Origin of the sequence: Devosia chinhatensis (assembly GCF_000969445.1) — a bacterium.
GTDB classification, from domain to species: domain Bacteria; phylum Pseudomonadota; class Alphaproteobacteria; order Rhizobiales; family Devosiaceae; genus Devosia; species Devosia chinhatensis.
Genome location: NZ_JZEY01000054.1, coordinates 653352 through 665282 on the forward strand (window position 1 = coordinate 653352; position 11931 = coordinate 665282).

Sequence of the window (11931 nt, forward strand, 5' to 3'; positions counted from 1 at the left end):
GAAAAATTCTTCCAAAGTTTCGCCGCAATCCGGCCACGCCAAAATCCACTTTTGAGGCATTGATGTCAGCACCCTGTTGACGCTGACATCGTCCCTTGCCGGCCTAAGGCCAATCTGGCGCTAAGCCGTCAGACGGCGAGGATGCGGTCGAGGATTTCCCCGACATTGCGGCTGAGGCTATGCTGGGATTTCAGCGCTTCGAGCGCTGACCGGCCTGCCTCCCGACGACCCGCTTCGAGCATGGGCAGGATGCGGAAACCGGTCAGGATGCGCGAGGCCACCTGCGGGTTGACCTTATCGATCTCGGCGACCGCCTCGGCCACGAAGCGGAAGCCGGCACCGTCGGCTCGGGTGAATTGCGGGGAGCCGCTCATCACGAAGCTGCCCAAGAGCGAACGCAGCCGGTTTGGATTGGTGCGGGGGAAATCCGGCGCTGCGAGAATGGCGCGCATACGCTCGATGGCGCCGTCATCCGGTGCCTGAGCGGAGGCCATGAGCCATTTATCGAATACCAGCGGGTCGCCGGCGAACCGGGTGCGGAAGTCTCCGAGCAGTGCCGGAGCCTGCTCGGTCCAGTAATGGGCCGAAATCGCCATGGCGGCATAGCGATCGGTCATGTTGGTAGCGCTCTCGTATTGCGCAGCCGCGACATCGCCACGACCGGCTCCGGCGACCAGAAGGTGCATGAGGCCATTGCGCAGGGCGCGGCGGCCAGCCTGGGCCGCATCGGGAGAATAGGGTTCGGCGATGGCCAGAGCTGTGTAAAGCGCGGCGAGCTTTTCGGCGATGGGGCCGGCAAGCTCGCTCAGGAGATCGAGCCGCGCCTTGGCGATGGCGTCGGGATCGACATCCTTGCCGATATGGCGACCGATGGCGCTGACGCCTGGAATGGCGATGGCCTGCGCCTTGAAGGCGGGATCGAGATCGCTGTTTTCGAGTGTGTCGACGACGGCGCTCCGCAGCGCATCGGTATCTCCTGCGGACCAGCGTCGGCCTGCAGAGGCCTCGGCGATGAGATGGGTGGAAACGGTTTGCAGGGCATCCCAGCGGTTGAACGGATCGCTGTCATGGCGCGCCAGAAACAGAAGATCGTCCTGCGACAGGCCGGAGGCCAGCTTGACCGGGGCGGAGAAGCCGCGGAACAGCGACGGAACCGGGCGGTTGGCGATACCGGAAAAGGTGAGGGTGACGCTGTCGCGATCAAGAAGGATGAGATCGTCGCGAACGGTGGCGCCGGAAATGGCGGTCCAGCTCGTCTCGCTGCCATTGGGCCCCAGGAGACCGAAGCGGACCGGGATCAGCAGCGGCTGCTTGTCCGGCTGGCCGGGGGTGGGGTCGACCTTCTGGGTCAGCGTCAGCGTGTAGGTCTGGCTGTCCGCGTCATAGCGGTCGGAGGCGGTGACCTGCGGCGTGCCGGCCTGAAGGTACCAGGTGATGAACTGGCCAAGGTCGGTGCCGGTGGCATCCTCGAACACCTTGACGAAGGCTTCGATCGTGGTGGCCTCGCCGTCATGGCGCTCGAAATAGAGGTCCATGCCCTTGCGGAAATCGGCCTCACCCAAAAGGGTGGCCAGCATGCGCACGATCTCGGCGCCCTTTTCATAGACGGTCGTCGTATAGAAGTTGTTGATCTCCCGGTAATGGTCGGGACGCGGCGGATGCGCCAGCGGCCCGCCATCCTCGGGGAACTGGTTGGTGCGCAGGTTCTGGACGTCGTGAATGCGCTGCACGGGCCGGCTGTGTTCGTCCGAGGAGAATTCCTGATCGCGATAAACGGTCAGGCCCTCCTTGAGGCAGAGCTGGAACCAGTCGCGGCAGGTGATGCGGTTGCCGGTCCAGTTGTGGAAATATTCGTGCGCGATGACGCGCTCGATGGAATGGTAGTTCGCATCGGTGGCCGTTTCGGGCTGGGCGAAGACCAGCTTGTCGTTGAAGATGTTGAGGCCCTTGTTCTCCATCGCACCGAAGTTGAAGTCGGACACGGCGACGATGTTGAAGATGTCGAGGTCATATTCCCGGCCGAAGCGGCGCTCGTCCCAGGCCATGGAGCGCTTGAGGCTGTCCATGGCATGGTGGCATTCGCCTTCCTTGCCATGGGTGCAATAGATCGCAAGGTCGATCTTGCGGCCGCTCGTCGTGGTGAAGCTGTCGGTAGTCGAGCCCAGATCACCTGCGACCAGGGCGAAGAGATAGGCCGGCTTGGGGAAGGGGTCGTGCCAGACCGCGTAATGCATGCCATCCCCGGCATCGCCGCGATCGATGGGATTGCCGTTGGCCAGCAAAACCGGCGCAATGGCGAGCGGGGCTGTCATGCGGACGGTAAAGGGCGCCAGCACGTCGGGCCGGTCGAGATAATAGGTGATGCGGCGGAAGCCCTCGGGCTCGCACTGCGTGCACCACGTGCCGCTGGAGCGGTAGAGCCCCATCAGCTTGGTGTTTGCAGCCGGGTCCAGCGTCACCTCGGTATCGAGCACAAAGCGCCGATGGGGCGGCTCGATCAGGGTGAGGCTGGTGGCGTCGGCCAGGTAGGCGGATAGCATGAGCGGGGCGCCGTCGATGGCGATACCATCGAGCTTGAGGTCGTCGCCATCCAGAACGAGGGCCGTGCCGGGCGCAGTGCCCTCGCGCGGTTCGATCGTCAACTGGGCCCGAACACGCGTGCTGTCCTCGAGAATGCGGAAATCCAGCTCCACCGACACGATCCTGTAGGGCGTGGGGGCGTAATCCTTGAGGTAGATGGTCTGTTCGGTATCAGTACGCATGAAACGGTCCGATTGTTCGGGTTGTGGTCGGCCTGAGCGGTGTGGCTGGCCGAAGTCTAGTGCACAAGATCAATTTCGCAAAAGCGCCGACGTCCGGCACCGGGCGGCAGGGCGGTGGGCTCTGCAGCGACGGAATAAAGGTCATCGGCTGTGTCTGTCGGGTGACACTCGATTCGTCGTTCTTGTGTAACCTGTGCGGCTTCAGGCTGCATGTGTGACTCATCGCCGTCAATTGCGACGGCATTGGGGAGGGGGCACCATGCCGCTTCATGTACGACGCTCCTGCTCCAATCGGACTGCACGGGCGTCGGTTCCAAAATTTCCGCACGGGCTTGTCCGTCGGCCATCCTGCCTGATCGCGGCCGCGGCCGGGTCGGCTGTTTCCGGCCCTGATACGCGACCCGTTGCCAGACGAGTGATTTGAAATGCTACGTTGGTTTGAAACACGGCTGAACCCTTATCCAAAGGACGAACCGGTCGAGCCCCCCAAGGGCCTCTTGGCCTTCTGCCTGCATTACAGCAAGGGCGCCAAGCGCTGGCTGGCCCTGATGGCCGCCTCGGCGGCCGCGGTCGCGATCGGCGAAATCGTCATCTTCGGTTTCATCGGCGATGTGGTGAACTGGCTCGCCGGGGCCAATCCCGATACCTTCCTCGAGACCGACGGCTGGAAGCTGGCGCTGATGGGCGCGATGATCGTGGTGTTCCTGCCCGCCATTGCGCTGGTCTCGACGCTGACCATGCACCAGACGCTGCTGGGCAATTTCCCCCAGCGCATTCGCTGGATGAGCCATCGCTATCTGATCCGTCAGTCGATGAGCTTCTTCCAGGACGAGTTTGCCGGGCGCATTGGCGCCAAGCTGATGCAAACCTCGCTCGCCGTGCGCGAAGTGGTGATGAAGCTGCTCGACATGCTGGTCTATGTGGTCGTCTATTTCACCGGTGCGGTGATCCTGGCGGCTTCGGCAGACTGGCGCCTGGCCATTCCGTTCCTGCTCTGGCTGGTCGCCTATGTGTCGATGATGTTCTACTTCATCCCGCGCATGGGCAAGATTTCCCAGGAACAGGCCGATGCGCGCTCGATGATGACCGGCCGCATCGTCGACAGCTACACCAATATCGCCACGGTGAAGCTGTTCAGCCATTCCAACCGGGAGGAAACCTACGCCAAGGAGGCGATGGACGAGTTCCTCGACACCGCCTATCGGCAGATGCGCCTGTTCACCGTGCTCAATACGCTGGTGCTGTGGTCCAATTCGCTGCTGCTGGCAGCCGTGGGCGGCACGGGTATCTGGCTTTGGATGCAGGGCGTGATGACGCCCGGCTCGCTCGCGGTGTCGCTGGGCCTTGTCATGCGCTTCCAGGGCATGAGCCAGTGGGTGATGTGGGAAATGTCCTCGCTGTTCGAAAACATCGGTACAGTGCGCGACGGTATCTCCTCGCTCTCGGTGACGCGTGTCGTCTCGGACGCTCCCCAGGCCAAGGCGCTCCCGCCGATCAAGGGCGACATCAAGTTCGAGAATGTCTCGTTTCATTACGGTAAGAAGGGCGGGGTGATCGATAATCTCAACCTGCATATCGAGCCGGGCGAGAAGATCGGTCTCGTAGGGCGCTCGGGCGCAGGCAAGTCCACCCTGGTCAACCTGCTGCTGCGTTTCTACGATCGCGCCGACGGCCGCATCCTGCTCGATGGACACGACATTGCTCATGTCACGCAGGACAGCCTGCGTGCCAATATCGGCGTGGTGACGCAGGATACCTCCTTGCTGCACCGCTCGGTGCGCGACAACATCATCTATGGCCGCCCCGATGCGACCGAGGAAATGATGCTGGCCGCAGCGGATAAGGCCGAGGCGTCGGACTTCATCAAAACGCTGTCCGACCTGCAGGGCCGAAAGGGTTTCGATGCCCATGTGGGCGAGCGCGGGGTGAAGCTGTCCGGTGGTCAGCGCCAGCGCATTGCCATTGCCCGGGTGCTGCTCAAGAATGCGCCGATCCTGGTGCTGGACGAAGCGACCTCGGCGCTGGATTCGGAAGTCGAGGCCGCCATCCAGAGCCAGCTGCAGATGCTGATGGACGGCAAGACGGTGATCGCCATCGCCCATCGCCTGTCCACCATCGCCATGATGGATCGGCTTGTCGTGCTCGACAAAGGCCGCGTGGTGGAGCAGGGCAGCCATGCCCAGCTGCTCGAAACCGGCGGCATCTACAGCCAGCTCTGGCAGCGCCAGAGTGGCGGCTTCATCGATGCCGACCAGGAAGAGGCGGCCGAATAGGTGTTCCACGTCGTCGGCTAAAAGGCAGACGATCCCTCAACCGCCCTTCGGGGCAGCTTCTTCCTCAAGGGGAGAAGCAAAGACACAAGCAAAAGGAGACCCCGGATGGGTGACATCATCAAGTTCATGGACAGAGGCAATCCCGATCAGCGCGCCTCCCTGCAACCCAGACCCACAGACCGTCACCGAACCTGACCGAAACCCACTAACAGCGTCAGGCGCGGCTCAGAATACGAGCACTGAACATGTTCAACCGCGTCGTCAATTATTTCGACAATCTCTACTCCCCCATCGCCCTGGCCAAGGACCGCCAGCCGCCGATGGGCCTCAAGGCATTCGTCCTCTACTTCGTCGGCCAGTTCCGGGGCGCGTTCATCCTGCGCTTCATCCTGGTCTCGATCGGCTCCGTCGCCGATGCGCTCATGCCTGTCTTTGTCGGCCTCGTGGTCGGCATGCTGGCCACAACCAATCCAGGCGAAATCTTCGACCAGCATGGCCAGACCCTGCTCTGGATGGTGTTCGTCGTGGTGCTGGTGCGGCCCACCGCATTCCTGCTCGACACCTTGATCCGCAACCATGGCATCGTGCCCAATCTCGTGGACCTGATCCGCTGGCAGAGCCATTGGCACGTCATCCGGCAGAGCTGGACCTTCTTCCAGAACGATTTTGCCGGGCGCATTGCCAACAAGATCATTCAGGCCGGCGAAGCCGTCGAGATCGGGGTGAACCTCACCATCGATGCTGCCTGGTATGCTCTGGTCTTCGTGGTGGTCGCCATCGTGGTGCTGGCCCAGCTCGACCCGGTTCTGCTGGTGCCGATCGGGGTATGGCTTTTGCTCTATGCCATCCTCTTCACCATCACCATGCCGCTGATCGCCCGCTATTCCGAGACGCTCTCGGAAGCCAAGTCGGTCATGACCGGCCGGATCGTGGACAGCTACACCAATATCCAGACGCTCAAGACCTTCGCTACGGGCGGGCATGAGGACAAATATGTGTCCGATAGCGTGATGGACCACGTCATCGAGTTCCGGAAGCTCATGCGGGTCTTCACCTATATGTGGTCCATCCTGTTCCTGCTCAATGCGGGGCTGGTCGTCTCGGTGACGTGGCTGGCGCTGACCGGCTGGAACCAGGGCATGCTCAGCGCCGCCGCGGTGGCGACGGCGATCCCCTTCGCGCTGCAGATCATGAACATGAGCGGCTGGATCCTCGAGATCGGCTCCAACATCTTCCGCCAGGTCGGCACGACCAAGGATTCGATGGACACCATCGCCCAGCCGCTGACCATGCTGGACGCGCCCGAGGCCAGGCCGCTGGCGGTGACGGCCGGGGAGCTGGCTTATGACAGGGTCAGCTTCAACTATTGGCGCGGCAAGCAGGGATCGGTGATCGACGATTTCTCGCTCACCGTCCGGGGCGGCGAGAAGATCGGGCTCGTCGGGCGCTCGGGTTCGGGCAAGTCGACGCTGGTGAACCTCGCCTTGCGCATGTTCGACGTGCAGGACGGCGCCATCCGCATCGACGGGCACGACGTGCGGGGCGTGACGCAGGAAAGCCTGCGGGCAGCGATCGGCCTCGTGAGCCAGGATACCTCGCTGCTGCATCGCTCGGTGCGGGAAAATCTCAAATATGGCCGCCACGATGCGACCGACGAGGAGATGTTCCGCGCGGCCGAGCAAGCCAATGTGCATGACGTGATCATGGGGCTGTCGGACCCGCAGGGCCGCAAGGGCTACGACGCCCATGTGGGCGAGCGCGGGGTAAAGCTCAGCGGCGGGCAGCGGCAGCGCGTCGCCATCGCCCGGGTGCTGCTCAAGAACGCCCCGATCCTGGTACTGGACGAGGCGACCTCGGCTCTGGACTCAGAGGTCGAGGCGGCGATCCAGGAGCAGCTGACGCGGCTGATGCAGGGCAAGACGGTGATCGCCATTGCCCACCGGCTATCGACCATCGCGGCCATGGACCGGCTGGTTGTGCTCGAAAAGGGCCGGATCGTGGAGGAGGGCACCCATGCCCAGCTTCTGGCCTCGGGCGGGCATTATGCCATGCTCTGGGAGCGGCAGTCGGGCGGCTTCCTCGATCTCGAGGCCATACACTGAACCGGATGGGCGGGGCTGGAAAGCTCCGCCCGTTCAGCTGACGGCGCGGCTTTCGAACAGCTGCAGGCTGGCTTCGCGCGCCAGATAATCCTCGAGCTGTGCGGGACGCATGGGGCGGCCGAAGAGGTAGCCCTGCATGACCTGGCCGCCGAGAGAGACCAGCGCTTCCAGCTGCTCCTCGGTCTCGATGCCCTCGAAGACGCAGGAAATGCCGAGATTGCGGCACAGATCGATCATGGTCTTGACGATCGCGCGGCTGGCCGGATCGCTCGTCACTTCCATGACGAAGGAACGGTCGATCTTGATGCGGTTGAGCGGCAGCTTCTGCACATGGGTCAGACTGGAATGACCAGTGCCGAAATCGTCGAGCGCGATACGGGCGCCGAGGCCGAGCAGCGCCAGCAGCGCGGTATTGGCCTGCTTGAGATCGCGCATGGCGGCGGTTTCGGTGATTTCGAAATCGACGCGACAAGGCGTGCCCTGCGCCCCCACCAGCGCCACGATCTGCTCGATGGCGGTGGCCGAGCCGATGTCGTTGGCCGACAGGTTCACCGACAGGCGCAGCTTGCGGGGCAGGGACCCGCTGAGCGCCAGCGCCTGGCGCAGGACGATCTGGGTGATCTTGCTGATCTGCCCCGTGCGTTCCGCCATGGGGATGAATTCGGCCGGCGAGACTTCACCCAGGACCGGGCTGCGCCAGCGGGCCAGCACCTCGAAGCCGGTGGTCGCGCCCAGGCTCACGTCGAATTGCGGCTGGACGAGAATGTAGATCTCGTCTTCGAGGCGGGCCGTGTGCAGCAGGTGCTCCATGCGGCGCACCTTGTTGAGTTCGCTCGCATGGTGATCGGAAAAGACGATGGCATTGCCGCGTGTCTCCCGCTTGGCGCAGGAGGTCGCGTAATCGGCCCGGTCGTAGAGGGCATGGGCCGTATCGCCGACCATGGAGGCGGCAAAACCGGCCGAGGCGGAAAGGCGGATGGGCCCGCTTGGCATTTCGAAGGGCTGGCGCATGGCCGAGCACAGCATTGTGCCGAGCCGCGCCAGGCTCTCCTGTTCGACGGCGCTGCTGCGCAGGATCAGGGCGAAACTGTTGCTATCGAGGCGGGCGACGAAGGTGCCGGGCCCCGTCAATTCGGTGATGCGCCGCGCTGCTTCGATCAGCACGCGGTCACCGGTCAGCTGTCCGAAGGTCTGGTTCACCGACTTGAAGCCGTCAAGATCGAGCCTGGCCACGGCAATAATGCCGTTCTTTCGTGCGGATTCGGCCAGCGTCTTTGCGAGGTGATTGTCGAAGCTGCGCCGATTGGGCAGGCCCGTGAGAGCGTCGACATTGGCGAGGCTATAGTTTTCTTCCAGCAGGCGCTGGGTCTCGACATGGCGCTGGGCGATGGCATTGCGCGACGTCACCAGCGCGGCGAAATCGCGATTGTTGTTGAGCAGGATGATGAGCAGCGCCGCGATGACCAGGACCATGTTGATGGCGATGGCCACGAAAGTTTCGTGGCCGGAGGTCGCAAAGAAGACGGTGAAGGGCCCCAGCACACAAAGACCGACCACCAGCGCTGCGGCGCGCACATGCTGCAGGCAGAACATGCAGCCAATGGTGGTGATGCCCATGTAAAAGGCGATCTGCGACTGCAGATAGGCGTCGCCATAGGGGAAGAGGGTGAGGCTCCAGGCCGTAAAGCCGATGGCCAGGCCAGCGGCGACCCACACCATGGCCAACAGGCCACGCCGGGCCTTTTCGAGGGACGGCTCGATATTGCGGGTGCGCAGCCACAGGATCATGCGCACGAGGCAAAGAGCGGTCAGGACGGCCGGAATATAGACGGTTAGTTCGATCGGCGCCGTATCGAGGTGGGTCCAGGCCACGATCAGCGTATTGGACAGCAGCATTGCATAGAGCAGCGGCACCTGCCGGGTGAGCGCCCGCCATTGCGCCAGACGCAATTCCGGGACATCCGGCGGTTCATTCATCAGGTGGCGGAAGCGCCGAAGTATAGACATGCAGTTCGTTCCCTCGGAGCAAACCGTACGAGGAAATACACTAATAGAATCGTAAAACCGGCTCGACTTTACGCGGTGTATTGAAACGTTGCACAGACCGGAAAACCGGGGTGTTGAAACTGGCCTCACCCCATTGGAAGACAGTGCATCAAAGGCTAGAAGGGACATCGAAATCGATTTCGCCCGACCTTTTGATCGATGGCGATGCCGGTAACACCGGCTCTGGAGGAAATCATGTCGATCCCATCACACAATTCCGCCCTGTCGCTGGACGGCAGGTTCAGCCTGGTCGCCCCGGCGCGCGACATTTCGACCACCATTGCGCTGCCCGGCGACGTTCACGGCGCATTGCTCGACGCGGGACTGATCCCCGATCCCTATTACGGGGAAAACGAGAAGGTGGTGATGTGGGTCAACGAGACCGCCTGGGGCGTGGAGCGCAGCTTTACCGCGTCGGCTTCCGACATTGACGGCTATCTGACATTGACGCTGGCCGAGGTGGATTGCATCGCCACCATCTATCTCAATGGCGAGGAAATCGCGCGCACCGACAATGCCTTCGTGCGTAACGATTTCGACGTGACCGGCAAGGTGCATGAGGGCGACAATACGCTGCGCATCGAATTCGACATTGCCCCCGATGTCGCCAAGGCGCGCGCCGAGGCGCATCCCTTCCCGATCCCCTTCACCTATAATTACCAGACCAACGGCCTCAAGGGCATCCATATGAACTTCATCCGCAAGGCAGCCTGCCATGCCGGATGGGACTGGGGCATCTGCCTGATGCCGATCGGTGTCTATGGGACCATGAGCCTGCGCAAGGCGCGGCTGGCGCGCCAGGACAGCGTGCAGGTGGACCAGGCGCATGGCAAGGACAGCGTGGAACTCTCGATAAAGACTCGGGTTTTTGCCTTCGCTGAAGGTTCGGTGGAACTTGAACACGCTATCGATGGCCAGGTGATTGCCGACAAGGTGATGGTGCGACCCGGTGAAAATGTGCTGACGCACACGGTGACGATCCGCAATCCGCGCATCTGGTGGCCATCGGGACAGGGAGAGCAACCGCTCTATACGCTGACCACCAATCTCGAAGGGGAGATCACCACGCGCCAGATCGGCCTGCGCGAACTCGCCTGGGTGATCGAGAAGGACGAGATCGACCACACCTTCAAGTGTCGCATCAATGGGCGCGACATCACCATGATGGGCGCCAACTGGATTCCGGCCGACGCCATTCCGAGCCGGGCGACCCCGGACGTGGTGCGCGACCTTCTGGAGAGCGCCAAGGCCGCCAACATGAACATGATGCGCATCTGGGGCGGCGGGCAATACGAGCCCGACTGGTTCTACGATATGTGCGATGAGCTGGGCATCCTCATCTGGCACGACTTCATGTTCTCGTGCATGAGCTATCCTTCGGACCGCACGTTCCTCGCCTCGGTGGAAACGGAGATTACCCAGCAGGTCCGCCGGCTGAGCCACCATGCCTCGATCGCGCTCTGGTGCGGCGACAACGAGGTGATTGGCTCGCTCAACTGGTATCCCGAAACCAAAGCGGACATGGGCCGCTACATTGCCAATTACGACCGGCTCAATTCCCTGCTGCACCGGATCGTGGAAGACGAAGACCCGGTGCGCCGGTTCTGGCCGTCCTCGCCCTCGCTGGGCTATCTCGACTTTTCCGACGGCTGGCATTCGGACACCCGCGGCGACCTGCATTACTGGGACGTCTGGCACTCGGCCAAGAGCTTCGATGCCTATCGCAGCATCAATCCGCGCTTCGCTTCCGAATTCGGCTTCCAGTCCTTCACCTCGATGAATGTCATCGAGACCTTTGCCGAAGAGAAGGACCGTAATCCCTCTTCGCCGGTGATGGAAAACCATCAGCGCAACAATGGCGGCAATGCGCGCATCATCGAGACGATGAACCGCTATTTCCGCTTCCCGCGCGATTTCGACCAGATGGTGTTCCTTTCCCAGATCCAGCAGGGTCTCGCCATCAAGACAGCCATCGAGTATTGGCGCTCGACCAAGCCGCGCTGCATGGGCACGCTCTATTGGCAGATCAACGACATCTGGCCGGTGGCGAGCTGGTCGAGCCTCGATTATGGTGGGCAGTGGAAGCTGATGCACTACATGGCGCGGCGCTTCTTCACCCTGGTCAATGTCGTGGCCGTGCCCAATGCCGATAACAGCGCCATCGTGCTCAAGGCCATCAACGACACGGGCAATCCGGTTTCGGTGGCGCTCGAGGTCCGGGCAGTGCGCGTGGGCGGCGAAAGTCGTATCGTGTTTTCGGGCACAACGGAGGTCGGGCCCGATGCCGCCAAGGCACTGGCCGATCTCTCCATCACCGATCTGGCCGCAGAGGAATTCCTGTTCTTCAGCTGGACTGACGACAACGGCCTTGCGCTCGGTGAGAACGACTATTTCCCAAAGCCCTACAAGGCCTATGAACTGGTCGAGGCCAGCATATCCGCCCGATGGTCGGATCGCGACGGGCAGGCCGTTCTGACCCTTGAAAGCGACAAGCCGGCCTTCTTCGCCACGGCCAGTGTCGATGTTCCCGGCTATTTCTCGGACAATGCGCTGACTTTGCTGCCGGGCCGCAAGGCCGAGCTGGTCTTCCATGCGCGGCATGGCGCAAGCGTGACCTCGGCGGACCTGGCGCCATCGCTCAGGGTCCGGCACCTGGCCGAGACGTTCTGAGCGAAATCAACAAAGGACAAGGCCAAGCCGGTCGGCGAGGCCTTGTCGCGGCGTCGCGAAGGCTGAAGCCAGCGAGCG

Annotated in this window: 5 protein-coding genes; 3 read left to right on the forward strand and 2 right to left on the reverse strand. The window is 62.5% G+C overall.

The genetic code is table 11. From position 1 onward, the window contains the following. Nucleotides 1–128: 128 nt before the first annotated feature. Nucleotides 129–2762, reverse strand: coding sequence for an aminopeptidase N (pepN, locus tag VE26_RS03265; protein WP_046103750.1), 2634 nt, complete (start codon nucleotides 2760–2762; stop codon nucleotides 129–131). A 425-nt stretch (nucleotides 2763–3187) separates the two neighbouring features. Between pepN and VE26_RS03270 the strand changes: the two genes are divergently transcribed. Continuing rightward, nucleotides 3188–5035, forward strand: a complete 1848-nt coding sequence (locus VE26_RS03270; RefSeq protein WP_046103751.1) for an ABC transporter ATP-binding protein — start codon at nucleotides 3188–3190, stop codon at nucleotides 5033–5035. Nucleotides 5036–5280: 245 nt separating this feature from the next. After that, a complete protein-coding gene (locus VE26_RS03275; protein ID WP_046103752.1) occupies nucleotides 5281–7137 on the forward strand; it encodes an ABC transporter ATP-binding protein in 1857 nt (618 codons plus the stop codon). Nucleotides 7138–7170: 33 nt separating this feature from the next. Here VE26_RS03275 and VE26_RS03280 read toward each other — a convergent pair whose 3' ends face one another. Further along, nucleotides 7171–9144, reverse strand: coding sequence for a putative bifunctional diguanylate cyclase/phosphodiesterase (locus VE26_RS03280; RefSeq protein ID WP_046103753.1), 1974 nt, complete (start codon nucleotides 9142–9144; stop codon nucleotides 7171–7173). 234 nt (nucleotides 9145–9378) lie between these two features. Between VE26_RS03280 and VE26_RS03285 the strand changes: the two genes are divergently transcribed. Next, nucleotides 9379–11853: a beta-mannosidase gene (locus VE26_RS03285; protein ID WP_160297789.1), complete on the forward strand. Its 2475-nt coding sequence runs from the start codon at nucleotides 9379–9381 to the stop codon at nucleotides 11851–11853. Nucleotides 11854–11931 lie beyond the last annotated feature (78 nt).

Excerpts from the sequence above, each read along its gene's own strand:
- VE26_RS03285 (WP_160297789.1), top strand. The coding sequence starts at position 9,379 with ATGTCGATCCCATCACACAATTCCGCCCTGTCGCTGGACGGCAGGTTC.
- VE26_RS03280 (WP_046103753.1), bottom strand. The coding sequence starts at position 9,144 with ATGTCTATACTTCGGCGCTTCCGCCACCTGATGAATGAACCGCCGGAT.
- pepN (WP_046103750.1), bottom strand. The coding sequence starts at position 2,762 with ATGCGTACTGATACCGAACAGACCATCTACCTCAAGGATTACGCCCCC.
- VE26_RS03270 (WP_046103751.1), top strand. The coding sequence starts at position 3,188 with ATGCTACGTTGGTTTGAAACACGGCTGAACCCTTATCCAAAGGACGAA.
- VE26_RS03275 (WP_046103752.1), top strand. The coding sequence starts at position 5,281 with ATGTTCAACCGCGTCGTCAATTATTTCGACAATCTCTACTCCCCCATC.